Origin of the sequence: Leptotrichia hofstadii, assembly GCF_007990525.1 — a bacterium.
GTDB lineage: Bacteria > Fusobacteriota > Fusobacteriia > Fusobacteriales > Leptotrichiaceae > Leptotrichia > Leptotrichia hofstadii.
On the sequence record NZ_AP019823.1, the window covers coordinates 1414935 to 1439624 of the forward strand.

General features: G+C 30.8%; 25 protein-coding genes. All 25 read right to left on the reverse strand.

Annotated features, from left to right (window positions below; translation table 11 throughout):
- Positions 1-19: 19 nt before the first annotated feature.
- Positions 20-958, reverse strand: coding sequence for a homoserine O-acetyltransferase MetA (gene metA, locus FVE77_RS06695; protein ID WP_006804203.1), 939 nt, complete (start codon positions 956-958; stop codon positions 20-22).
- 28 nt (positions 959-986) lie between these two features.
- Positions 987-1352 (reverse strand): hypothetical protein, encoded by a 366-nt coding sequence (locus tag FVE77_RS06700; protein ID WP_026746243.1) that lies wholly within the window; start codon positions 1350-1352, stop codon positions 987-989.
- A 26-nt stretch (positions 1353-1378) separates the two neighbouring features.
- Positions 1379-2506, reverse strand: a complete 1128-nt coding sequence (gene dnaN, locus FVE77_RS06705; protein ID WP_026746242.1) for a DNA polymerase III subunit beta — start codon at positions 2504-2506, stop codon at positions 1379-1381.
- A 15-nt stretch (positions 2507-2521) separates the two neighbouring features.
- Positions 2522-3343, reverse strand: a complete 822-nt coding sequence (locus FVE77_RS06710; protein ID WP_006804206.1) for a sigma-70 family RNA polymerase sigma factor — start codon at positions 3341-3343, stop codon at positions 2522-2524.
- 25 nt (positions 3344-3368) lie between these two features.
- On the reverse strand, positions 3369-3953 hold the full coding sequence (locus FVE77_RS06715; RefSeq protein ID WP_006804207.1) for a hypothetical protein: 585 nt from the start codon (positions 3951-3953) through the stop codon (positions 3369-3371).
- A complete protein-coding gene (locus tag FVE77_RS12660) occupies positions 3950-4114 on the reverse strand; it encodes a hypothetical protein (RefSeq protein ID WP_169718712.1) in 165 nt (54 codons plus the stop codon). The genes FVE77_RS06715 and FVE77_RS12660 overlap by 4 nt, the downstream gene beginning before the upstream one ends.
- A 38-nt stretch (positions 4115-4152) precedes the next feature.
- Entirely contained in the window at positions 4153-5175 is a 1023-nt protein-coding gene (locus FVE77_RS06720) for an NAD(P)H-dependent glycerol-3-phosphate dehydrogenase (protein WP_026746241.1), read from the reverse strand.
- A 17-nt stretch (positions 5176-5192) separates the two neighbouring features.
- Positions 5193-5816 (reverse strand): glycerol-3-phosphate 1-O-acyltransferase PlsY, encoded by a 624-nt coding sequence (plsY, locus tag FVE77_RS06725; RefSeq protein ID WP_026746240.1) that lies wholly within the window; start codon positions 5814-5816, stop codon positions 5193-5195.
- A 35-nt stretch (positions 5817-5851) separates the two neighbouring features.
- On the reverse strand, positions 5852-7297 hold the full coding sequence (locus FVE77_RS06730; protein ID WP_026746239.1) for an MATE family efflux transporter: 1446 nt from the start codon (positions 7295-7297) through the stop codon (positions 5852-5854).
- Between the two features lie 20 nt (positions 7298-7317).
- Entirely contained in the window at positions 7318-8424 is a 1107-nt protein-coding gene (locus FVE77_RS06735) for a lipid-A-disaccharide synthase (RefSeq protein WP_036088049.1), read from the reverse strand.
- A 294-nt stretch (positions 8425-8718) separates the two neighbouring features.
- Positions 8719-9528, reverse strand: coding sequence for an LpxI family protein (locus FVE77_RS06740; protein ID WP_081690314.1), 810 nt, complete (start codon positions 9526-9528; stop codon positions 8719-8721).
- A 91-nt stretch (positions 9529-9619) separates the two neighbouring features.
- A complete protein-coding gene (gene lpxA, locus FVE77_RS06745; protein WP_021768544.1) occupies positions 9620-10396 on the reverse strand; it encodes an acyl-ACP--UDP-N-acetylglucosamine O-acyltransferase in 777 nt (258 codons plus the stop codon).
- 163 nt (positions 10397-10559) lie between these two features.
- Positions 10560-10994, reverse strand: a complete 435-nt coding sequence (fabZ, locus tag FVE77_RS06750; RefSeq protein WP_071124909.1) for a 3-hydroxyacyl-ACP dehydratase FabZ — start codon at positions 10992-10994, stop codon at positions 10560-10562.
- Between the two features lie 110 nt (positions 10995-11104).
- Positions 11105-11953, reverse strand: coding sequence for a UDP-3-O-acyl-N-acetylglucosamine deacetylase (gene lpxC, locus FVE77_RS06755; protein WP_026746236.1), 849 nt, complete (start codon positions 11951-11953; stop codon positions 11105-11107).
- A gap of 467 nt (positions 11954-12420) precedes the next feature.
- Positions 12421-14583, reverse strand: coding sequence for a M13 family metallopeptidase (locus FVE77_RS06760; RefSeq protein WP_026746235.1), 2163 nt, complete (start codon positions 14581-14583; stop codon positions 12421-12423).
- A gap of 345 nt (positions 14584-14928) precedes the next feature.
- On the reverse strand, positions 14929-15756 hold the full coding sequence (locus tag FVE77_RS06765; RefSeq protein WP_026746234.1) for a MetQ/NlpA family ABC transporter substrate-binding protein: 828 nt from the start codon (positions 15754-15756) through the stop codon (positions 14929-14931).
- Positions 15757-15805: 49 nt separating this feature from the next.
- Complete coding sequence (locus FVE77_RS06770) at positions 15806-16618, reverse strand: MetQ/NlpA family ABC transporter substrate-binding protein (protein WP_026746233.1); 813 nt, start codon at positions 16616-16618, stop codon at positions 15806-15808.
- A gap of 35 nt (positions 16619-16653) precedes the next feature.
- Complete coding sequence (locus FVE77_RS06775; RefSeq protein WP_026746232.1) at positions 16654-17337, reverse strand: methionine ABC transporter permease; 684 nt, start codon at positions 17335-17337, stop codon at positions 16654-16656.
- Positions 17337-18410, reverse strand: coding sequence for a methionine ABC transporter ATP-binding protein (locus FVE77_RS06780; protein ID WP_006804224.1), 1074 nt, complete (start codon positions 18408-18410; stop codon positions 17337-17339). The genes FVE77_RS06775 and FVE77_RS06780 overlap by 1 nt, the downstream gene beginning before the upstream one ends.
- Before the next feature lie 205 nt (positions 18411-18615).
- On the reverse strand, positions 18616-19347 hold the full coding sequence (locus FVE77_RS06785) for an amino acid ABC transporter ATP-binding protein (protein ID WP_197735420.1): 732 nt from the start codon (positions 19345-19347) through the stop codon (positions 18616-18618).
- A gap of 69 nt (positions 19348-19416) precedes the next feature.
- Entirely contained in the window at positions 19417-20094 is a 678-nt protein-coding gene (locus FVE77_RS06790) for an amino acid ABC transporter permease (RefSeq protein WP_051254489.1), read from the reverse strand.
- Positions 20094-20882: an amino acid ABC transporter substrate-binding protein gene (locus FVE77_RS06795; RefSeq protein WP_026746229.1), complete on the reverse strand. Its 789-nt coding sequence runs from the start codon at positions 20880-20882 to the stop codon at positions 20094-20096. The genes FVE77_RS06790 and FVE77_RS06795 overlap by 1 nt, the downstream gene beginning before the upstream one ends.
- 344 nt (positions 20883-21226) lie before the next feature.
- Positions 21227-22216, reverse strand: coding sequence for a DUF3829 domain-containing protein (locus FVE77_RS06800; protein ID WP_026746228.1), 990 nt, complete (start codon positions 22214-22216; stop codon positions 21227-21229).
- An 89-nt stretch (positions 22217-22305) separates the two neighbouring features.
- On the reverse strand, positions 22306-23250 hold the full coding sequence (locus tag FVE77_RS06805; protein WP_026746227.1) for an AEC family transporter: 945 nt from the start codon (positions 23248-23250) through the stop codon (positions 22306-22308).
- 67 nt (positions 23251-23317) lie between these two features.
- A complete protein-coding gene (gene mnmA, locus FVE77_RS06810; RefSeq protein WP_026746226.1) occupies positions 23318-24412 on the reverse strand; it encodes a tRNA 2-thiouridine(34) synthase MnmA in 1095 nt (364 codons plus the stop codon).
- Between the last annotated feature and the right edge of the window lie 278 nt (positions 24413-24690).

The window sequence follows — 24690 nt, forward strand, 5'->3', positions numbered from 1 at the left end:
TATTTTGATATTTTTAAAACTAAATTTGAAAATTAGAAATTTCTTCTAACTTTGTCAAATCATACGGCGTACCTTGATAAACATGATGATTTACCCAGTTGGAAAACAGTAAATTTGCATGAGCACGCCATACAAAAAGTGGTTCTTTGGTTACATCATCATTCGGATAATAGTTAAATGGTACTTTTATATTTTTCCCCAATTTCACATCCCGCTCATATTCCTTGGCAAGTGTCATTCTATCGTATTCAAAATGTCCCATAATAAAAATGTTTCTTTTATCCTTAGTACGAACTATACTAACCCCTGCTTCTTTAGAATTTGCAATAATTTCAAGATCTGGTATTTTCTCTATATCTTCTGCAAGTACTTCTGTATGTCTTGACTGCGGCATATTAAACACTTCGTCAAACCCACGCAGCAGCATCGTATGGCAAATATCAATTTTTAATGGGTAAATTCCAAAAAGTTTTTCTTTTAATGGATATTTCTTTATTCCATAATGATAATAAAGAGCTGCCTGCGCTCCCCAGCAGATGCACATCGTTGAAAAAACGTGAGTCTTGCTCCATTCCATTACTTCCGATAATTCTTTCCAGTAAATAACCTCTTCAAAAGGTAAATTTTCCACTGGTGCTCCTGTTATAATCAAGCCGTCAAAATAATCATTCTTTATATCATTAAAAGTCTTATAAAAATTAGACATATGTTCTTCTGAAACATTTTTGGACATATATGAAGCCATTTTTAAGAAAGTAACTTCCATTTGAAGCGGAGTATTGCTAAGCAATCTCAGTAATTGAGTTTCTGTTTCAATTTTTGTAGGCATTAGATTTATTATTATAAATTTTAAAGGACGAATATCTTGCGACAATGCCCTATTTTCATCCATTACAAAGATGTTCTCCTTTGCTAAAATATCTACAGCCGGCAAGTTATTTGGTATTTTTATAGGCATTGTGTATTCTCCTTTCTGTTTAGTTTATTTATAACAAAGCATTTATATTCAAATATCTTATAGATATTATCAATAAAAATAATAATACAATATTCATTAACAGCACTTTTATCATAAAGATATTCCGTACATCTTTTTGCTTTACTTCATCAGGTATTTCCTCTTTTATTTTTTTCAATTTTAAATAGCTGTAAATCATTAATGCTATTTTTAAGACAATATATATAAGAATATTAAATATTGTGATTACAGCAAAAATAATTAATCCTGTTATTACATTGCTAAGAATTTCATCTTGCATTTTTAATTTCAAATAAATAATTATAGATAATTCTGGTAATAATGAAATTAATAACCAACTGAATTTTTCTGTTGCAGTCAACTGTTTATCCATACCACCCTCCATTAGTTAATAAGAAACTAGCTTTCCCTAAGTGCCAATGGCATTGTGAAATATAGCGACTTGTCATTGTCCTCATCTCTTACAATTACTGAACTCTTGTTATTTAGTAATTCCAGCACAGTTACTTTTCCTTCAATTGTAGAAATATAATCAAGTAAAAATCTTACATTCAATGAAATTTTCAAATCTGCACCTTCCTGAATTGTAACAATTTCTTCTTTTATCTGTGCATTTTCACTAGTTCCAGTAAGCAGCAGCTTGTTATTAGCAAAATTAAATATACCACCATTTTTAGCTTCTTTATTATCTCTGACAAATATAGCTGTTCTCCTTAGTACAGATAAAAAATCTTTTGTATTTAACAATATTTTTTTATTATGCTGTGAATTATTTAAAATTGACTTATAATCTGGAAATTGCAAATCAATTGTACGAGTTAAAATTTCTACATTTGAAAATTGAAAGAATACTTTTGAACCGTCTGACTTTACAGTAATATTTTCTTCATCAATAAGTTTCATAATTTTTATTAATCCGTCAATTGTCTTTAATGGGATACTTAGACTAAGATTTTCTTTCCCTTGTTGAGTTTCATCCAAATCCTCTTCAATGTATGTCAATCTATATGTATCAGATGAAACAAGTTTTAATTTATCTTCTTCGATTTCCAGTCTGATACAGTTCACAGCTAGGTTTTCTGGATTTGGGGAAGCTGAAATTTTTACATTTTCAATATTATTTAATAATTTTTCCTTTTCAAAAACATATTCAACTCCATTTTCCAATTTTGACTGAACTGGAAAATTACCAGCATCGTATAATGAAAATTCTGTATTTGTTGAACTTGCCTGAATTACTAATTTTCCATTTTCTTCAATCAATGTAATTTTTTCATCAGAAATTTGTTTTAAAAATTCTTCAATTAATTTGTGTTTTATAACAATTTTTCCTTCATCTTCAATTTGTGCCTCTATTTCTGTATTTATAGACAGCTCCAAGTCTGTTCCTCGTAAAATTGCCTTTCCTTCGTTTGTTTCAATATAAATTCCAGAAAGGACTTCTCTTATTTTGTTTTCAGTTACTGCATTTTCCACTATAGTTATAGCTTTTAATAATGATTTTCTATCTACAATTATATGTAACATACATTTACCTCTCCTTTATAATATATCTTTATATTCTTCCAAATGTTCTTTTAATTTTGTTATTGCCTTTTTTTCTATCTGTCTGACTCTTTCACGAGTAATCCCCATCTGCTCGCCGATTTCCTTTAATGTATGGATTTTATTGTCATACAGTCCGTAACGATATTCAAGAATCGCTCTTTCACGTTCATTCAGAACTCTTTCAAGCAAGTCTTTCATTTCAATCAGCTGATCTTCTTTTATTATTTTATCTTCTACATCATCATTTTTTCCAATGATGTCTTCCAAATAAATATTATCTCCAATTGTTTCATTCAAAGACATTATATCCTGAAATTCCCCTAAAAGTAAAATAACTTTACTTTCTTTCAGATCAACTTCCTTTGCAATATACTCTGTTGATGGAGCTTCCCCATGAATGGCAGTATAATCTTTTATAACTTTATTCACTTTTGACAATTGCTCGTATTTATAAGAAGGTATTCTTATATCACGTCCTATATTAATGATGGCTTTTTTTATTGACTGCTTTATCCACCATACTGCATACGTACTAAACCTATGTCCTTTTTCATAATCAAATTTATTTATAGCTTTTATTAATCCAATATTACCCTCGCTGATCAGATCAATCAGAGGAAGCCCGTTTCCAAGAGACTTTTTAGCTGTGCTTATTACCAATCTTAAATTTGATAAAATCAATAATTGCCTTGCCTGCTCATCATCATCTTCCCTAATCCGTTTTAGCAGTTCATATTCTTCCTCCTTTGAGAGTAGATCAAATTTTTGAATATCACTTAAATATAACGACATCAAGTTTAAGTTGTTATCTTCCATTACCTCACTCCAGTTTTAATAATTTTTATTTGTCTAGTTTTTTTAATTTCATAATCATTACAGTTAAATTATTTTCAGAACGGAAATCTTTTATTTTCTGAAACCCAAAATTATTATAGAAGTCTATTAATTTATTTTTATTTTCACATTCTAACCAAACATATTTTGCATTAATTATTTTCTTTGCTTCTAAAATTAAGTTAAATGCCAATGTCAATAAATCAATACCTTCTATCATTTCTTCTTTTGGAATATTATAATTCTTTCCAATCTGTCCTAATAAATAACTATTTACTATATAAACACTGTTTTCTAACTTTCTTCCACTATAAGTTAATTTTCTCTTCTGTGTGTTACTTAATATTTTATAATTATGTTCAGTTATTACTAATCCTTTATTAGCAATAGAAAAATAACCAACTAAAGTGCCATTTTCATTAAAAACTAAATGTGTACTTGAAATTGAATCTTTTTCATATTTTATTGCTTTTTCATGTAAAAAAATTTCAATATCATTAGTCTCAATACTTTTAAAATTTTCTAAAAAATTCTTTTTTATACTTCCTTCATCAGTGTATTCCAATAAACTTTGTAACGATACTATTTTCATTTTTTCATTCCTAATAATTTTTTAATTTCCTTTTTATCAGTTACAAATTCAGCTTTTATATTCGTTAATTTAGGTTTTTTATTATTTTCCAGTGCTTTTATTAAATTATCGACATCTTTAGCCTCAAAGGTTATTTCTTTTGTAAAACTTTGTGTTGCCATTTTAATCCCTCCTCAAATTATTATTAAAAGTTAAAACATCAATTTAAAAATTCTGACTTTAAATCTCTGCTCATAAATGTAGATTCCAGTTCTGAAACTGGTTTTCCATTGTAGATTACTTCATAAAGTGCTGTAAAAATAGGTGCTTTCAGATTATTTTCCTTTATAATTTTATAAAGGGCCTTTATTGTTTCTGCACCTTCTGACACCATATTCATATGTGAAACTATATCTTTAATTTTTTCACCTTGTCCCAGTTTTTCTCCCACAAATCTATTTCTGCTGTGTTTACTCGTACAAGTTACAATAATATCTCCAAGCCCTGATAATCCCATAAATGTCTTAGGATTGGCATTGTAATATTTTGCGATTTCAAACATTTCGTTAATTCCTCGAGTTATAAGAGCAGCCTTTGTATTATCTCCATAACCCATTCCATCGGCAATTCCCGCCGCAATTGCAAGACAGTTCTTTAATGCTCCCGCAAGCTCAGCTCCCATCAGGTCTGTTCCTGTGTAAACTCTGAAATAAAGATTACTAAATGTAGTTTGCACTGTTCTGGCAGCTTCTTCATTTTCAGATACGGAAAGTATGGCAGATGGCAATTTTTGAGCAACTTCTTCAGCGTGTGTAGGTCCTGCCAACAGAACATAATTATACGGCTTGTTTCCAAGCTCTTCAGCCACTATTTCAGAAATTCTCTTTTTAGTAGCAATTTCTAGCCCTTTTGCAACATTTACCAATATTATATTATAATTTAAAAAATTTTTCAATCTTTTTAAAATTGCTCTTAAAAATTGTGTAGGAGTCGCTAATAAAAGAATATCAATTTTACCATATTTTTCAGAATTTTCAAGCACTTCCCCATAATCATCCACAACATTAAGATTATCAGGTAATTTTATATTGGGTAAAAATTGTGGATTTTCCTTTGTATCACGAATTACTTTTCTCACTTCTCCATTATGCTCCCATAAATAGACTTTATGTCCATTTTCTACTAATAATTTTGAAAGACAAGTGCCCCAGCTTCCGCCGCCAATAACCAATATATTTTTCATCATCATCCCTTCCTTTCCTATTTTTTATTTTTTAAACTAAATTTAGATTCTGTTCCATTTTTTAACCTTTCAATATTGCTTCTATGTTTTACTGCAATCAAGATTGCTATTAAAATTCCTAAAATAACATATATCGTTTGCTGATACAAAAAATATATAAAAATTGGAAGTGATATAGCCGCCAAAACCGAAGATAACGAAACATATCTTGAAATGGCAAAAACTACAAAAAATACAATTGCCGCAAACAATATAGCCTTTGGAACTAAAATTAAAAACACTCCAAGTGTCGTTGCAACAGCCTTTCCACCTTTAAAATTCATAAAAATAGAAAATACATGACCTAAAATTGCACAGATTCCAACTAATACATAATCCAAATTTGAAATTCTTGTCAAATTTTCAAAAAAATCAGCTTTTAGCAAAATTGCCATTAATGTCGGAACTAATCCTTTAGAAACATCTAAAATTAATGTCAAAATACCTAATTTTGCCCCTAAGACCCTAGCCGCATTTGTAGAGCCAGTATTTCTGCTCCCATGCTCACGAATATCTATCCCTTTAAACACTTTTCCTATCCAAAGTGCATTTGGCACACTTCCTAGAATATAGGCAATAACCATTAATAAAATTGTAATCATTTTTATTCCTCTTTTATCTAATAAATTTATCTTTTTTATTTTTTTTGTTCATCTATCTCCTTATTATATTCCAATAAGTTATTTTCACTTTCAATCATTTTATCAAAAAATCTTTTTTCCTTATACAAGAATCCTAAAAGTATTATGAAAAACAGTAAATCAGTAAAAGGCTGTGCAAGCCACACTCCATCCAGTTTCCAAATATTTGAAAAAGTTATCATAACTATTAGAAATATAACAACTTGCCGTAATAGATTTAATATAACCGAATATTTTGAACGTCCCGTTGCTTGAAAATAATTTGGCACAGTTATTCCAAAAGATGAAATTATTACAAGCGAAAAATATACTCTAATTGCTTTTACACCTTCTCTTAGAGCTTCAGGCGTACTTTTTTCATTAAAAAATAAAATCAGTTCTTTTGGTAAAAGCATTACAATTATCCAAAATGTAAAAGATAAAGCAACTCCAGCATTTATAGCAGTCATCAAAGATTTTTTAACTCTCCTGAAATTTCTCGCACCATAATTAAATCCAATTATAGGCTGAACAGCCTGAGAAACAGCATAAACACTCATTGTCATAATTGGTAAATATGAATTTATAATTGTCATAACTGCTACGCCATAAGTTCCGCCATAAGTATCTACAATTTTATTTGTTACAAGTCCTACTCCTGAACTTGCAGCTTGTAATAAAAACGGCGACATTCCTATTGAAAAAATATCTTTTACTATTTTTGAATCCAATTTCATTTTTGAAAATCTTATTGTAATAACGCTTTCTTCTTCCAGCTTAAAGCCAAACATATCTATTCTAAACGGTAATTTTCCTGCAGTTAAAAACCATAACACAAATATTGCAGAGAGAACATTTCCAATTAATGTTGCATAAGCAGTCCCCTCAATTCCAGTATGCATAATCATTACAGCCACATAATCCAGAGCAATATTTACAACTGCGCCAATCAGCATTGAAAACATCGCAACTCTAGGTGCTCCAGCCGCATTTAACACATTTGTCAATCCAAATGAGTAAAATAAAGGCAGAATTGCCAGCAATATTATTTCCAGATAAGCCTTTGCATACGGCAGTGTCTCATTATTAGCGCCTGAATACCGTAAAACTGTATTAATATTCAATATTAAAAGCACATACAGCGAAAGTCCTAAAATAGTAAATAAGGTTACAGCATTTCCCAATATTTTCTTAGCTTCTCCCTTTTTCCCCTGTCCAAGCCGAATTGAAATAATAGTTCCAGCTCCAACTCCAATGAACATTGAAAAGGCGATAATCAGCATAACAATATAAAAAGCAATTCCCGCACCAGCAAGCGCCTTTTCGCTAATTTTTCCAACAAAGAACCTGTCAACAATATTATACAAAACAACTGCCGCAGATCCAATAAGCGTTGGTATGAAATATTTTACAAATAATTTCAAAATAGAACCTTTTAACAGCTCTTCTCGTTTTTTTTCCATATTTTTTCCTTTTTGTAAAGTTAATCTCTATTTTCTAACAAATAATCAGCAATTTTTTCCAAAACTCCAAAATCACCTAGTTTTTCTCTCTCTTTTTTCAATTCCAAAACAATATTTTCCTTATTTTTTTCCATAATTTCCATTTCTTCAAGCAACTTTTCCACCGAAAAATCTTCCTGCAGCAGTTCTTTAAAAATCTCTTTGTTTGCATTTAGATTAGTAAGCGTTATATATTTTATTTTGACTATCTTTCTTGCAATAAAAGCATTGATTTTAGATGTTTTGTAGACTACTATCACAGGCAGTCCCATAAGCGATATTTCAAAAGTTACTGTTCCCGAAGTTGCTATTGCATATTTGCAATCTTTCCGAATGTTTTTTATTTCATCAAAAGTTATTTCCAAATTTGGAATTTTATGAACATCAATTTTGTATTTTTTCTCAAAATCATGTATATATTTTATATGATCCTTGCTTGCCAGCTTCATTAAAAATTTCTCATTTTTAACTTTTTCATTTCTAACCAGTTCCGTAATTACTGGCAAAAATTTCTCAATTTCCTGTCGTCTGCTTCCTGGAAGAAGCAATATTTTTTCTCCCAGCTTATCAGAAAATTCATATTTGTCAACAAATGGATTACCAAAATACTCTACTTTGAGTCCTTTTGATTCATTCTTTTTCAAAGTATTATCATAATATGCCTTTTCAAAAGGAAAAATTACAATAACATCATCAAATTTCTTTAATTTTTCAATCCGTTTTTTCCCCCAAGCCCATACTTTAGGCGGAATATAATAAACCATTCTCAAATTCTGCAGTTCTTTTTCTAAAATTTTCTTTTTCAATAACTCAAAAAATTTCAGGTTAAATCCTCCAAAATCAACAAAAATAACAGTTTCTATTCCATTTTCCTTGATAAATTCTAAATATTCATGGGCTTTTTCCGTAAAATAGCTGTACTTTTTCAAAGCCTCTACAAATCCCATAACATCATTATTTTTAATATGATTTACTGCCTTAACTCCAGCCTCTATCGATTTATTTCCAACCACACCAAAAAACTCAACATTTTTATCTTTTTTTCGCATTTCTTCCACAATGTATGAAGCGTGTAAATCTCCAGACATTTCACCGCAGGAAATAAAGATTTTTTTCTTTTTTTGAGATTTTACTATTGATAAATCATTGTTTTTTTCTTTTATTACATCATTTTTATTATTATTTATCATTTTTAGCCTTTTTTATATTCTTTAATTTACTTACTTAAAACTGCTTTACAGATTTTTCAAACATTTATTTTATATATTTTGCAGACAAAAATATAGATATTTGAATAGATTTTAACAATAAAAACTAAATAAAATATCAGTATTTATAATTTTTTTTGAGTTTAATTTTAAAAAAGCTTTACTAAAAAACTTTTAAATCTTAATTCCTTTTATAAAAATTTTATTTTTGTTTGCAAATTTTATAACTTCCTCTTTATCAATAAACAGCATTTTATCGGCTTCAATTACAATCCCACGTCCATTAATTTCCACAACTTTTTTTATTGTTTCCAGACCAATCGTTGGAATGTCTATCCGATAATCCTGATTACGCCTTGCCATTTTTACTACAATGCAGTTTTTCCCAGCCAGTTCTCCACCACGCAAAATTGCTTTATCTGTACCTTCCACACCTTCCAATGCAATAACAGATTCATCTTTTACAACAACAGTCTGCCCTGCATCAATGTCAGTAAGCATCCTTGCCGCTTCAATTCCGATTTCTATTGTTTTTTCCTCATTTTTACTTGGTAAAACTTTTGTATATGTTTCATTTCCTGCAATATATTCGTCCATCAGATAATTTTGTGGCAAAACTTCAATATTTTCTGATTCAATGTAATCAATTATTGCCTTTAAAATATTTTTATCTTTTTTATTTTTTGTAGACAATAATATCTTAGTTGCCGTCAAATCAAATTTTAAATTTGAAAAAATCAGATTTTTTTCGACTTTCCCAAGCATTATTAAGTGAGTTATTCCATTTTTCTTAAAATGTGAGATTATTTTCCCAACTTGAGCAACACTGTATTTCACAGAATTTTTATGCTCTTTTACACTTTCTTCCACACTTTCAAATAGATAAACTGAAAATGGTTCAATCCCTTTCAAAATACATTGATTCAAAAATAATTCAGGTAATTTCCCATTTCCTGCAATCAAACCTACTTTTTCCATTATCATTTTTTCCTCTTAAAAAATATCTATATTAAAAAATTAACTCAAAATAAAATATAGATTATTTTGAGAAATTTTACATTTTAAGTTTTGATTTTTATCTTGTTATACCTCTTTTACTTTTTCTTATAAAATTAACAAGATTTTGTGCTTCTTCGTATTGTCCGTAATCACGTTCAACAATTTGAAGTGCTTCTTCCAGTTTCAGTTTTTTCTTAAATATGATTTTATACAATTCTCTTAGCCTTTTTATCTGCTCTTCTGAAAAACCTCTACGTTGAAGCCCTACGATGTTAATATAAACAGCTCTCGCCTTATTTCCTTCAGACAGCATATAAGGAACAACATCCTGATTTACAGCCGAACATCCACCTATCATTGCGTGCCTTCCAACTCTTGTAAATTGATGCACAGCAGTAAGTCCACCTACCACCGCATAATCTTCCACTTCCACATGTCCAGCAAAAGTCGCTGCATTTGCCAGTACGCAGTTATCCCCAATTATACAATCGTGAGCGATATGAACATAAGCCATTACAAGTGTATTATTTCCGATTCTTGTTTCATATTTATCAGTAGTTCCTCGGTGAATTGTAACAAATTCACGAATTTTATTGTTATTTCCAATAACAACTCTAGTTTTTTCTCCAGCAAACTTCAAATCTTGCGGATCTTTCCCTATTGAAGCAAAAGAAAAAATATAATTATTCTCGCCAATAATCGTTTCCCCTTCAATTACAACATGCGATTCTACAACAGTTCCATTTCCAATTATTACTTCTGGCCCTATAATCGAGTAAGGACCAATCTTTACATTTTCTCCAAGTTTAGCATTTGGATCAACAATCGCCGTTGGATGTATATTTAAACTCATAATTATTATACCTCGTTCTTTTATTTTGAATTACTTAAAATTCGAATTTTAAAGTTAAATAGAACTGCTAAAAAATCGAACTTAAAAACTTTTATGCTACTCAAACAACAGTTTTATTTCATTTTAAAAAGTCCAATTTTAAAGTAGTTTGAGTATTATCTAATTATAAATCCTGTACTGAAAATTTCAAGTCAGCTTCACTTACAACTGTACCGTCAACAACACATCTTCCACGTGCGACTATTACATTACTTTTAACTTTTATTTTTTCTACTTCCAATCTTAACTGATCTCCTGGAACAACACCTCTTCTAAATTTACATTTGTCAATTGACATAAATAAAGGTATTTTACCTGGTTCCAACATTAGCAGTCCTACAGCTTGTGCCAACGCTTCTATTTGTAAAACTCCTGGCATTACTGGTTTTCCAGGAAAATGCCCTTGGAAAAATTCTTCGTTCATTGTAACATTTTTTATTGCTACCAAAGAGTCAGTACCATTTTTTTCGATAACTTTGTCTACTAACAAAAACGGATATCTATGTGGCAATATTTTCATAATATCCTCTACACTCATAATTGTTTCATTTGCTGCCATATTTTTTATTCCTCCTGAATTTGTATTTTTATTTATTTCAACTATTCTCAAAATTTTACATCTACATTATATTTGATTTTCATCCAAATTACAAGCATTTTTTATATTTTTTATAAATATTTTTTTGCAATCATCTCAGTTAATCTCGAATTTACATAGTGTCCAGCCCTTATTGCAATAATATGAGCTTTTATAGGTGTTCCTAATACATACAAATCTCCAATTATATCAAGAATTTTATGTCTTACAAATTCATCGGGATATCTTAATCCTTCTGGATTTAATGGACCCTCTGCCCCCACTACCACAGCATTTTCCAAACTTCCTCCCAATGCCAGATTATTCTTTTTAAGAAAATCTATTTCATAGTCAAATGCAAAAGTTCTGCATTTCGCAATATTTTCCATATAATTTTCCAAATTTACTTCAAGCTCATAATACTGTGACTTCAAAAAACTATGGTTAAAATCAATCGTATAAGATATTTTAAACCCATCATAAGGCAACGCCATCACGTATTTCCCAGCCTTCTCATCCGAAAATATAACAGGCTCCGTAATTACAGCAGGTTCTATTTCCTCATTCAGCTCTACAATTCCAGCTTCTAGCAATTTTTCAACAAATCCAGCCGAACTTCCATCCAAAATAGGCAACTCATTCCCTAAAATTTCAACTAAAATATCAGTAACTCCTGTAATTGAAAGTGATGATAAAAAATGCTCAATCGTATGAACTTTTACATCATCTTCATTCCTGATATTTGTCCCTCTCTCCAAATCAAATAAATTTCTATAATCAACTTTTATAACATTATTTTTGTCACTTACATCAATTCTTTTGAAGATTATTCCTCGCTCATCATTATTTTCGCTAGGTCTTAAAGTTAATTTTATTTCTTCTCCTTTATGAAGCCCAATTCCTAATATTTCAACCGAATTCTTTATAGTTTTTCTTTTCACGTCCTAATTCCCTCCATTTTCTAAAATTTTAGTCATATTCTGTCTTTATTTATAAAATATTTTTCTTTTTCTATAAATATTATATCATAAATTTACATATTTTTCCTTTTATTATTTTGTGAATTAGTCAATAATTTATTGCTTTGTATTACTTGGTATTAATCTTTAATAACTAATTGTTTGGTTTTATGATGTTGATTTTACATAAATAAAATATAATTTAAATTATTACGTCCGATAATATTTAAGGATTATTTGTACTTTTAATTGCATAAATTGTATCGCATATTGCAATAAATTTGACATTTAACAAAAATAGTGTATAATTAAATTAGATAGATAGATTTTCTTCTTTTGAAAAAGTAAGCTGCCAAAACAAAATGGCGGCTTTTTTATTGGGGAAAATAGAGCATAAAAAAACTATCTCGATATAGTCAAGATAGTTTTTGTTTTGTTATTTAATTATTTTACCAGATTTTTATTCTATCTTCTGGAGCTTTGTACATTTTATCTCCTGGTTTTGTTTCAAATACCTTATGGAATGCATCCACATTTACCAATGTTCCATTTACACGGAAGATATTTGGTGAATGGGAATCTGTTTTAGCTAGATTTTTTAGATATTCTGGTGTCGATTTCTGTCTCCACATTCTTGCAAAGCTTAAAAAGAATAATTTATTTATTGTGTCCGAATATGCCTTTGTAGAATTTGGATGATCTTTCATGTACATTTGCAATGCGTCGTAAGCAATGTTCAGTCCACCAAGATCGGCAATGTTTTCAGTCAATGTATATTTTCCGTTAACATACACTCCGCCTCCAACTGAATATCTTGAAAACTGGTCCTCCAATTTTTTGGTTGCCGCGTCAAATTTCATTTTGTCTTCTTCTGTCCACCAGTTTTTCACATTTCCATCGCCATCATATGAAGCTCCTGATACATCAAACGCATGAGTAAGCTCATGTCCTATAACTGTTCCGATACCTCCAAAGTTACTTGCCATTTCTGATTTTCCATAATCATAGAATGGATATTGCAAGATTCCCGCAGGGAACACTATCTCGTTGCTCGTTGGTGAATAGTAGGCATTTATCGTATGTGGAGACATGTGCCATTCTGTTTTGTCTACTGGCTTCCCAACTTTTTTCATATCTTCATTGTATTCCCATTCGCTTATTTTTTTCATCTGGTCATAAAGTGAATCATTGCTTGAAATCGTCATTTTGCTAAAATCTCTCCACTTATCAGGATATCCGATTTTTACAGTAATTTTCGATAATTTTTCCAGCGCTTTCTTCTTGGTAGCGGCACTCATCCAATCCAATTTTTCAATTCTGTTCTTCATTGCCTTCTTGATGTAATCAACCATTTGCAATGTATTTTTTTTAGCTTCAGATGAAAAATTACGCTGAACATAGATTTTTCCGATAATTTCTCCAAGACTTCCATCTGTAAAGTTTAATGCTCTTTTTTCAAGCACTTCCCTTTCCTTCTGCCCATTCAGATATCTTCCAAAAAATTCGAAGCTTCTTTTTCCAAGGTCATCATTAAGCACTCCAGCTGCAGAACTTATTAAATTATATTTCATGTAATCCTTGATTACGCCAATATTTGCATCATTTACAAATCTATCAAGGTTTTTATAGTAATTTAGCTCAGTTATTATTACCTTGTCCGTATTCACATTCAGCTGCTTCAAATATTGCGCTAAATCTACATTTCTAGATAATGTTCCCAAATCACTTACTTTTACAGGATTATTATATTTTTTTACGTCATGACGCTCTTCATTAGTAAGCAGCGTATTTGCAATCTGTTTTTCAAATGCAACAATTTTTTTGGCTTTTTCAAGCGTATCTGACTCTCCCAGATATTTCAGCATGTCGCTTACATATCTTGTGTATTCTTCAAGTATTGCCCTGTTTTCCCTCGTGTCTTTCTGAAAATATTCTCTTGAAAGCCCAATTCCTGCACTTCCTAGATATATGGCATTATTTTTCGAGTTATTCAGATCTGTTCCTACTCCCCATCCATAAAATTCAGAGCCGCCAGTCTTTGTAGCTTCAACATTGTATTTTTCAAGGTCAGCAACATTCTTTATAGCATCAATTTTTTCAAGATCATTTTTTATGGGTGCAAGCCCCTCCTTGTTTCTTTTCTCCATATTTGAATAACTGTCATAAAGTGTTACAACTTTTTGTTCATCGGCAGTCAATGAAGATTTCCCTTTCAGCTCCCTTATAAGGTTCCGAAGAAAATCCTGATTTTTTTCATTCAGTTCGTAAAACGCTCCCCAGGCAGGCTTTGTGCTTGGAATTTGAGTCTTTTTATCCCAGTTTTCGTTTACATAGCTGTAAAAATCCTCCTGTGCCTTGACATTCGTGCTGACATCTTCAAACATTGCCCTGTCATTATCCTTTACAAGCTTTGCCTGCTGCTTGGCATAGAAATTCCAGAATCCTTCAGGTCTTTTCTGTGGAACAGGTGCAGGCGTTTCCTCCTTATTCTCCGTTGCCTTCTGCACAGTCGTCTTTGATGCAGGTGTGACCTTGTCTTCATTAGTTTCATTTTCTGCATAAATTAAATTAACGCTGACTAAAAATAGCGAAATTGCAAGTAGTTTTTTCATCCTTTCTTCATTTCCATTAAAATATTCAGGCTATTTTAAAATTAGCTGTTAATTAGATTGCAGTATACGATAAAATTATTGCTTTTGTCAGCTCATTTCAAAATATTCCTAATAGATTAAGGAAAATTTCTCCTCTCCTTATTTTTATATATTGATATTTAGATAACTAAAACTATCCAGCTAAAAGACATCATATCTTATAGCAATACCATATTATACATTTTTCTCAAATATATTTCAAGGATTTAAACAAAAAAACATAAATTTTTTGACAAATTTGTAGCCATAGTAAAAAAAACAGCCCTAAAACTTAATCTAAGGCTGTCTTTATAAAAAATTTTTATATTAGAATGCAGGAATTACTCTGCCTTCATATTTTTCTTCAATATATTTTTTAATTTTTTCACTTTGTAATGCTTTTACCAATTTTTTAACTCTTTCATCGTTCTCATTTCCTTTTAGAACTGTAACAATGTTTACATAAGGCGAATCTTTACCTTCTATCAGGATAATTTCATTTTTTGTAACTCCAGCATCAATTGCAAAGTTTGAATTTATAATCGCTCCTGCAACTTCACTTAATCTTGGTGCAATTTGCTCATTTGATAATGTTTCAATCTTGATATTTTTTGGATTTTGAACAATATCAGCTGGTGTAGAATCTAATTTTGTGTTGTCTTTTAATTTTATGATACCAGCTTTGTCAAGTAAAATCAATGCACGTCCTCCATTTGTCGGATCATTAGGAATGATTAAAGTATCGCCATTTTTTAAATCATTAATATTTTTTATTTTTTTAGAATATAAAGCCATTGGCTCCAAGTGAATATTCCCAACTGCTGATAATTCAATATTATTTTTCTTACCAAAATCTTCCATATATGGAACGTGCTGGAAAAAGTTTGCATCTATACTTTTGTCTGCAAGTGCTTTATTTGGTTGAACATAATCATTAAATTTAACTACTTCTAAATCAATTCCTTCCTTTTTCAAGTCTTCTTTTACCAAATCCAATAATTCAGCATGCGGAACAGGAGTTGCTCCCACGATTAATTTTTCAGTTTTTCCAGCTGCTCCACCTTGGCTGTCAGCTGCTCCTTTAGTTTCATTTTTGTTTCCACAAGCTACTAAAAATAATGCTGTTGCTAATAACAATGATAATATTTTTTTCATAAATACCTCCAAAAATTTTTTATTTATAATTTATTTTACGACTTTCTTTCTAAAATACTGGAATAATCACATCTTTGTATTTTTCTTCCATATATTTTTTTACTTTTTCACTTTGCAATGCCTTTAACAGTTTCTGAATTCTAGGATCATTTTCATTTCCCTTCAATGTTGCAAGAACGTTTGCATAAGGCGAATCCCTATCCTCTTTTACAAGTCCATCTTCCTTATACGACAATCCAGCGTTTAATGCAAAACTGCTATTTACAATTGAAGCGGCAACTTCAGGCAATCTTGGTGGCAGCTGTTCTGCCGAAAGCTCTTCAAATTTTATATTTTTAGGATTGCTCGCAATATCTTTTAATGTTGCCTCTACATTTTTATTGTCAGTTAATTTTATAATTCCAGCTTTATCCAGTAAAATCAACGAACGAGCCAAATTTGTCGGATCATTTGGCAATAAAATTGTATCTCCATTTTTTAATTCGTTAATATTTTTTATTTTTTTAGAATAAAGTGCAAGTGTAGGCAAATATATTTTTCCAACTGCTGTCATTTCAAATCCATTTTTTTTACCAAAATTTTCCATATATGGAATATGCTGGAACAGATTAGCATCTACTTCTTTTGACTGCAGCACTTTATTTGGCTGAACATAATCGTTAAACTCAACGATCTCCAGTTCGATTCCTTCTTTCTTCAAGTCATCTTTTACAACATTCAAAATTTCCCCTGCGGGAACGGGTGTAGCTGCAACCTTTAACTTTTGAGTTTCTTTAGTTTCAGAATTTTTAGCAGATTTATCAGAATTTCCGCAAGCTACTAAAAATAACGCTGTTACTAGGACTAACAAAATTTTTTTCATAAAACCATCTCCCTTGCTGTATTCATATTATTAAATTAAACTCTTTTTCTTTTATTCATCAATATTTTTACAATGCTGTTTCCAATAAACTGTATAATTTGTACAAGCACAATTATAACAATAGTTGCCTGCCACATCACTTCGGGCTTAGATCTTTGGTAACCGTCAATTACAGCGGCATTTCCAAGTCCACCGCCACCGATTGTTCCAGCCATTGCAGAATATCCAATTAAACTAATCAATGTCAATGTCATTCCATGAACAAGTGCAGGCAAGGCTTCTGGAATCATTACTTTAAAAATAATTTCAGATGCAGTCGCACCCATTGATTTTGAAGCTTCAATAAGCCCATCATTTACTTCCTTTAAGACCCCTTCAATAATTCTTGCCACAAATGGTGCAGAACCTAGCGAAAGCGGAACAATGAAAGCAACACTTCCATAAGATTTGTGAACAAGCATCCGTGAAAGCGGTATTAATAAAACCATTAAAATTATAAATGGAATTGATCTTGTAATGTTTACAATAATCATATCTAGTATCTTATGAATAGTTTTATTCGGTTTGACTCCCTTTTCATCAGATGTAACAAGTAAAATTCCTATTGGAAGTCCGATAATTAATGATATAACAGTGGAAATAAATACCATGTATATTGTTTCCCAAAGAGGTATAGCCATATTTTGAAACTGTAAAAACTTGATCCAGTCAAATCTCATTATACCACCTCCGAATCTATTTTATTTTCTTTCAGCCATTCAATAATGTCTTTGGCTTTTTCTTCGTTTGCCGAAATTTCTATCAGTAAATTTCCTACAATAATATCGCCCACTTTGTCAATAAACCCACCTAAAATATTAACTTCAACGTCATATTTACGAATTATCTGGGTGATATATGATTCGTTTACCTGCTCTTCATTATATTTCAGTCTTAATCGTAATTTTCCTGTATTTTCTTCACGATTTTTTATTTCTTCCTCTGTCCTGAATTCTTCGTGTGAAATATTTTGTACAAATTCTTTTGCTAATTCTGTCTTAGGATTTAAGAAAATTTCCCTTGTTTCCCCTTTTTCAATAATTTCTCCATCCGACATTATTGCCGCCTTATTACAAATTTTCTTTATAACTTCCATCTGGTGCGTTATTAAAATTATTGTTATTCCAAACTTCTGATTTATATCTTTCAAAAGTTCTAAAATAGAATTAGTTGTTCTAGGATCAAGTGCCGATGTTGCCTCATCTGACAGAAGTAACTGCGGATTGTTCGCCAATGCTCTTGCTATTGCCACACGCTGTTTCTGTCCTCCTGAAAGCTGCTCAGGATAATTCAGCTTTTTATCAGAAAGCCCTACAATTTCCAGCAATTCGTCCACCCTTTTATTAATGTCCCGTTTTTTCCATCTTGCAATCTCTAAGGGAAAAGCCACATTTCCAGCAACATTTCGTGAATTTAGCAAATTAAAATGTTGAAAAATCATCCCTGTCTTTTTTCTATATTCCCGTAACATTCTCACATTAAAATTCAAAATATTTTTATCTTCATATCCAAGACTTTTCTTTCCTTTTTTATCAATAACTTCATGTTTTACAAAAATTTCTCCCGAAGTAGGCTCTTCCAGTCTATTAAGAAGACGTATAAGTGTAGACTTCCCAGCTCCACTAAGACCCATAATTCCGTAAATATCCCCCTGTTCAATATCAAGATTCACATTATTTACAGCCAGCAGTTCCTGTCCATTATTAAGCTTATACTTTTTTACCAAGTTTCTTATCTTAATTAAACTATCCATATTTCACCTCTTTTTCATTAATTTTGCTTTATCTTTAATTTTACAGTCAAAAAGATTATATTATTTCTTACTTTAAAAGTCAACTGTTTTTAAAATACTTTTTCATATTATATCATTTATATATTGTATATACAAGTTTTATTTTTAATAATAAAAAAATTTTAAAAGAAAAGGGTATTGTCACGATACCCTCAAAATTAACTTTTTAATTATTTGTATTCAAAAATTCCTTTACTCTTTGAGAAGCTGGATTTTCAAAGATTTGCTGTGAAGTTCCTGTTTCCAGTATTTCACCTTTTTCCATAACAATTATTCTGTCTGAAATTTCACGGACAAAATTCATTTCATGGCTTACAATTAGCATTGTAATTTTTTGCTTTTTCAGTTTTCTTATTATATCCAGCACTTCCTTTACCAGCTCCGGATCCAGCGCTGATGTTGGTTCATCGAAAAGCATAATGTCTGGCTGTAATGCCAATGCCCTCGCTATTGCCACACGCTGCTTCTGCCCACCTGAAAGTTCATTTGGAAAACTGTCAATTTTATCCGAAAGTCCAACTAGGTCTAGCATTTTATTGGCAATGTTTTCTGCTTCCATTGTCGCCTTTTTCTTTACAAGTTTTAAAGTTCTGACTATATTGTTTCTAACTGATAGATGAGGAAATAAATTAAATGTCTGGAAAACCATTCCTGTCTTTAACAGCATTTCCTTTTTTATTTTTTTATCGACATTCTTATCAGTCAAATTATTTCCTTCAATCAGCACTTCTCCTGATGTTATGCTTTCCAAATCAACTATGCACCGTAAAATTGTTGACTTACCACTTCCAGAAGGCCCTATTAGCGAAACAACCTCACCTCTATCAACATGCAAATTAATATTTTTCAAAATTACATTATCGCCATACTGTTTTTTTAATTTTTTTAATTCTATTATTTTTTCACTTTCCACGATTTATCTCCCAGTTTCCTATATTTTAATAAAACTATTTGTAAATCAGAAATTTTAAATCCTGATTTTATTTCTTTTTTCAATATTCTTAAATATCCTGTCAACAGCAAAGCTTAATACCAGATAAATAATAATTGCACAAATATATGGGGTAACATTGTAATAAATATTTGCCAGCTCCTTTGTCCGCTTCATTACTTCCGTCACAGCAAGAACATATACGAGAGAAGTATCCTTTATAAGAGTAATCGCCTCATTTCCCAATGTTGGCAGCACTCTTCGTATTGCCTGCGGTAAAATAACGTATACTATTTTTTGCCAATAACTGTAGCCTAGCACTTTTGCCGCTTCATGCTGGCCTTTGTCTATGCTTTCAATTCCGCTTCTCATAATTTCCACAAGATATGCCGCATAATTTATGATAAATGTAATTGTGGCTGCCATGTACGGTGCAAGGACAATTTTATAACCTCCAAAATTCATTAGCGGTATTCCATAATAAACAACCATTAATTGCAGCATCAAGGGAGTACCACGAAAAATCCAGGTATAAACTGAAATAATAAATTTTACTATCTTATTTTTCCCTGTATACGCCAACGCTCCTAAAATTCCTAACGGGATGGAAAATAAAACCGTGAGTATATACAGTATCACCACGTTTGGTAAAGTTTTTACCAGTTCTATAAATATCGGCAATGAAATTTTTATCAGTTCTATAAACTGGCTCATTAATCTTTAAACCATTTCGAGTAAATTTTTTGATATGTCCCGTCTGCTTTTAATTCCTCAATAGCTTTGTTTATAGCCTCAACTAATTTTGTATTGCCTTTTTTGGCCGCAATTCCATATTCTTCTTCGCCATAATTATCGTTTAAAATTTGATACAGTTCTTTTTTAGCTTGAGTTTCTTTTGTCTTTTTAGTATATTTTGCCAATACTTCATCAGCTATAATTGCATCAACTCTGCCTGCATCAAGATCCATAAATGCCTGATCATACTGAGCATAAGTTTTAAATTCCTTAAATTTCTTGTCATCCCCTGATTTTTTCACAGCTTCTTCTCCACTGCTTTCAGTCTGGCTTCCAACATTTTTTCCTGCCAAATCGGCTTTTGTATTAATACTTGAACCTGCTTTAACCACTATAAGCTGATGACTTGTAAAATACGGTTTTGTCATTTCAGTTTCTTTTTTTCTTTCTTCCGTTATAGTAAGCCCATTCCAGATTAAATCAATATTTCCACCATTCAAATCCAATATTTTAGAATCCCAGTTTATAGGTTTAAATTCAACCTCGCTTCCTAATTTTTGAGCAACTGCCTTAGCCAAATCAATATCAAACCCTACAATTTCACCTTTTTCATCCTTGAATCCCATTGGAACAAATGAATCATCCAATCCAATTACAATTTTCTTAGGAACTCCATCAGTACTTTTTCCTGCTTTTTTCTCCTCTTTCTCAACACTGCACATAAAAACGCTTAACGCTAAAATCATCAATAACAATATTTTTTTCATAGCTATTTCCTCCTGCTTTTGTTTATATAATAACTTTTACAAATTAATTTCTAAACATATTATAATAATAACATTTTTTGAAACCCTTTGTCAATAATTACAATATATAACTTTTATATACATCAATATATTTTATTTATGGTTAAATGCTAAAAAATTAGAATTAAAAATACAAGGTGAGCGACTATTACCCACCTCTTTTATAATTATTCACATATTTCTCATCTAAGCATTAGATTATTTTGTTTAATAATAGTTTTAATTATTTAGAAATACTCGTTTTTTATCCTTTGCTGGAAAGGTTTATAGTAAATTTATTATTTAAATAGAGCTTAATATAAACTTTATTTTTGTACCATCAAAACATTAAACACATTTTCTAAATCTGTCTTTGCACTCAAAATATTACTTGCACTCATTACCACATCCTGAATATTTTGGTTTTTCACGCCTGCTACCATTTTTTGCATATTTTCCGATAATAATTTTGAACTTTCTTTTATTTTCTTGAAGTCTTCCTCATTTATATTTTCTTTTTTGGCATTTTCAAATGTTATTTCAGACACTGCCTTATATCTATTTTGCACGTCTTTATTTGCTTCTTCCAGCATTTTTATTTCGTTTTCATCAAAGTTCAAATTATTTTTTCCAAAAGCTATTTTTCCAAAATTATCCACTGAATTTACAAATTTCAAAATATTTAACTTTGCTGTTTTTCCATCTGTTTGTAATTGTTTTTCTATTTTTTGATTAATTATTTGGGCAATTTCATGTAATGAATTAGTAAAAATTTTGTGATTTTCCTGTCTATTTTGCAACACAACTTTGTATTTATCGTTCAGTTCTCCAATTTTTGACAATTTATCAGTTTTATAATCGCCTTTTTCAAAATAATCATTAATCTCCGTCAGCACTTTTTGTTCTTCAATTAATGAACTTACAAGATTTTCAGCATTTTTGTCAATTGCTTCCATTTTTGGAGCTTTTTGCATTACATCCGTAATTTCTTTTATATATTCGCCAATCAGGTTAATTGAACTATCCAAATTTTCAGTAAATGTCGGCACTTCCGAAATATTTTTTATATTTCCAGCTCCATCAGTAAATTCCTCTTTTTTTATTTCTGTAAAAAATGTATTCCATTCTTCAGAATTCGGCACATCACTTACTTTCAAATATTCATTATATTTTGCGATTTCATCATTTGAAATATCCTTTTTCACATTCGCTACTTTCACTTTATCCTTATCCTTTTTATCACTGCCCTTATTATCACATCCAGCAATAACTAGCAACGCCATTATCCCAATCAAAGCATATTTTTTCAATTTCATTTTTTCCCTCCAGAATATTTTATTTTTATAAACTTAATTATTCTCACAATACTCTGCTATTATACCAAATTTTTATTTATTTAACAAATTTATACTAATCCTGCAATTTTCAAAATATAAAGCCAGCCTGTTAGTGTAAATATACTCATAATTGTAGTAATCATAACAGTTCCTGAAGTTACAGCTCCATTATGCCCCATTCCTCTTGCCATAGTAAACGAAGTTGGAGTCGTTGGACTTCCCAGCATTCCAAGCACAGCAACCAGCTTTTCATCCTTAAATCCAAATTTTATTGCTATTGGCAGAAATATTGCTGTAAGAATTAGCAGCTTGAATGAAGATGAAACCAATACAATCTTTATTTTTGAAAAAACTTCCCTTACATCAAAACTTGCTCCAAGCGCAAGCAATCCAAGAGGAGTTGCCGCTGCAGAAAATGTCGAAATTGATTTTTTCATAATCACTGGCTGCGGAATTTTTAACAATGCCCAGATCATTCCAGCCAAAATTCCAAGTATCAAGGGATTCTTCATAACCCCCTTTAACGTATTTTTCAAAATCACTCTATTCAATCTGCCCTGTTTTGGACGAAGCAGCATTAAAATCACAACTGAAGCGATATTATACAAAGGAACGGCTCCAATTACCATAAGAGCCACAATTTTAGCTTCTCCATACACATTCTGCACAAAGGCATAAGCAAGTAAAGCTGCACTGCTTCTAAATCCAGCTTGAATAAATTCTCCACGAATTGACTTATTCTTCAGAAAAAGTGAGATAATACACATTATCGTTATTGAAAAAAATGTTGCAAAAAAGCAGAACATCAGATATTTCAAATCCCAGATTGCCGAAAAATCAGATAGCGACAGTTCTTTAAATAAAAGTACAGGCAAAAGTGCCAAAAATACAAATCTGTTCATCTTATCTGCAAATTCTAAATCTATAATTCCTATTTTCCTAAAGATGTATCCAAGTATCATAAGTAAAAATACAGGCATTGTAGCATTTAAACAAAATATTAATTCTTCCATTTTCCTCCCTCATACATAAATTCTTTTTCATAAATTCAGCTTCCACGCATTATGCAAAATAAGAAATCTATTTTATAATTTTGTCAATAATTCCTCCACCAAGACAAACTTCACCATCATAAGCAACCACAATTTGTCCCAGTGTTACAGCCTTTTGCGGCTCATCAAAAATCACTTCATATTCATTTTCATTAAGTTTATTAATCACAGCTTTTGTGTCTTTTTGCCTATATCTAAATTTTACAGTACATTCTAACGGAAACTGTACTTCGTTTATAAAATTAAAATCTGTTGCAATTAACCCTTTTGAATAAAGTACCGAGTTATCACCCTGCGTTACTATCAGTTCATTTTTTTCCAAATCCTTATCCACAACAAACCAAGGCTCTCCAGTTCCCTCTTTTGTATTTCCAATCCCAATTCCTTTTCTCTGTCCAATTGTATAATACATAAGTCCATTATGATGACCCAATACCTTTCCTTGTGTATTTACAATATTTCCACCCTTTGCTGGCAAGTATTGGGATAAAAATTTATTAAAGTCACGTTCTCCAATAAAGCAGATTCCTGTACTGTCTTTTTTCTTCGCTGTTGCCAAGTTATATTTTTCAGCTATTTCACGAATCTGTGGCTTTGTGTACTCTCCCAATGGAAATAGAACTTTTTCCAGCTGCTCCTGACTTAACTGACAAAGAAAATATGTCTGATCTTTATTATCATCAATTCCTCTTAACATAGTCGATTTGATTTTCCCATCTTTTTCTTCGTGAGCAATTCTCGCATAATGCCCTGTTGCCACATAATCAGCCCCAAGTTTCATCGCATAGTCCAAAAATGCACGGAATTTGATTTCCTTATTACACATCACATCCGGATTGGGTGTTCTTCCTTTTTTGTACTCATCTAGAAAATACGTAAACACTTTATCCCAATACTCTTTTACAAAGTTCACTGAATAATAAGGTATCTCCAGCTGCTCTGCCACAGCAATCACATCCTTATAATCCTCTTCCGCCATGCAGACTCCATTTTCGTCCTTCTCCTCCCAGTTTTTCATAAAAACCCCGATTACATCGTAACCCTGTTCTTTAAGCAAAATTGCCGCAACGGAAGAATCAACTCCGCCAGACATTCCTAGTACTACTTTTTTTCTTTTTTTCATGATATTTTCTCTATTCATAAATTCCTATTGCTCCTTCTATTTTTGACAGTTTTTGATTTTTAGTTTAAGTTTTATTTTTCTATCATTTTTATACTTTTTTATTTAGGCGTATTTGTAATAAAATTTATTACAACTTTAAATTTTTGCTTTATTTCACAAGCAAACAACTCATTATTCATTTAAAATTCAATAACTTGCTATACAATAAATAATATTAGTATAACACAATATATAAAATCAGGCAAGACTAGTAAATAAATTAAAAAAGAGCAATCTTA

Excerpts from the sequence above, each read along its gene's own strand:
- FVE77_RS06800 (WP_026746228.1), bottom strand. The coding sequence starts at position 22,216 with ATGAAATTGAAAAAATATGCTTTGATTGGGATAATGGCGTTGCTAGTT.
- dnaN (WP_026746242.1), bottom strand. The coding sequence starts at position 2,506 with ATGTTACATATAATTGTAGATAGAAAATCATTATTAAAAGCTATAACT.
- FVE77_RS06770 (WP_026746233.1), bottom strand. The coding sequence starts at position 16,618 with ATGAAAAAAATTTTGTTAGTCCTAGTAACAGCGTTATTTTTAGTAGCT.
- FVE77_RS06795 (WP_026746229.1), bottom strand. The coding sequence starts at position 20,882 with ATGAAAAAAATATTGTTATTGATGATTTTAGCGTTAAGCGTTTTTATG.
- plsY (WP_026746240.1), bottom strand. The coding sequence starts at position 5,816 with ATGATTACAATTTTATTAATGGTTATTGCCTATATTCTAGGAAGTGTG.
- FVE77_RS06730 (WP_026746239.1), bottom strand. The coding sequence starts at position 7,297 with ATGGAAAAAAAACGAGAAGAGCTGTTAAAAGGTTCTATTTTGAAATTA.
- lpxA (WP_021768544.1), bottom strand. The coding sequence starts at position 10,396 with ATGAGTTTAAATATACATCCAACGGCGATTGTTGATCCAAATGCTAAA.
- FVE77_RS06735 (WP_036088049.1), bottom strand. The coding sequence starts at position 8,424 with ATGTCTGGAGATTTACACGCTTCATACATTGTGGAAGAAATGCGAAAA.
- FVE77_RS06715 (WP_006804207.1), bottom strand. The coding sequence starts at position 3,953 with ATGAAAATAGTATCGTTACAAAGTTTATTGGAATACACTGATGAAGGA.
- FVE77_RS06710 (WP_006804206.1), bottom strand. The coding sequence starts at position 3,343 with ATGGAAGATAACAACTTAAACTTGATGTCGTTATATTTAAGTGATATT.
- fabZ (WP_071124909.1), bottom strand. The coding sequence starts at position 10,994 with ATGGCAGCAAATGAAACAATTATGAGTGTAGAGGATATTATGAAAATA.
- FVE77_RS06700 (WP_026746243.1), bottom strand. The coding sequence starts at position 1,352 with ATGGATAAACAGTTGACTGCAACAGAAAAATTCAGTTGGTTATTAATT.
- metA (WP_006804203.1), bottom strand. The coding sequence starts at position 958 with ATGCCTATAAAAATACCAAATAACTTGCCGGCTGTAGATATTTTAGCA.
- FVE77_RS06805 (WP_026746227.1), bottom strand. The coding sequence starts at position 23,250 with ATGGAAGAATTAATATTTTGTTTAAATGCTACAATGCCTGTATTTTTA.
- mnmA (WP_026746226.1), bottom strand. The coding sequence starts at position 24,412 with ATGAAAAAAAGAAAAAAAGTAGTACTAGGAATGTCTGGCGGAGTTGAT.
- FVE77_RS06760 (WP_026746235.1), bottom strand. The coding sequence starts at position 14,583 with ATGAAAAAACTACTTGCAATTTCGCTATTTTTAGTCAGCGTTAATTTA.
- FVE77_RS06765 (WP_026746234.1), bottom strand. The coding sequence starts at position 15,756 with ATGAAAAAAATATTATCATTGTTATTAGCAACAGCATTATTTTTAGTA.
- FVE77_RS06740 (WP_081690314.1), bottom strand. The coding sequence starts at position 9,528 with ATGATAATGGAAAAAGTAGGTTTGATTGCAGGAAATGGGAAATTACCT.
- FVE77_RS06790 (WP_051254489.1), bottom strand. The coding sequence starts at position 20,094 with ATGAGCCAGTTTATAGAACTGATAAAAATTTCATTGCCGATATTTATA.
- FVE77_RS06780 (WP_006804224.1), bottom strand. The coding sequence starts at position 18,410 with ATGGATAGTTTAATTAAGATAAGAAACTTGGTAAAAAAGTATAAGCTT.
- FVE77_RS12660 (WP_169718712.1), bottom strand. The coding sequence starts at position 4,114 with ATGGCAACACAAAGTTTTACAAAAGAAATAACCTTTGAGGCTAAAGAT.
- FVE77_RS06775 (WP_026746232.1), bottom strand. The coding sequence starts at position 17,337 with ATGAGATTTGACTGGATCAAGTTTTTACAGTTTCAAAATATGGCTATA.
- FVE77_RS06720 (WP_026746241.1), bottom strand. The coding sequence starts at position 5,175 with ATGAAAAATATATTGGTTATTGGCGGCGGAAGCTGGGGCACTTGTCTT.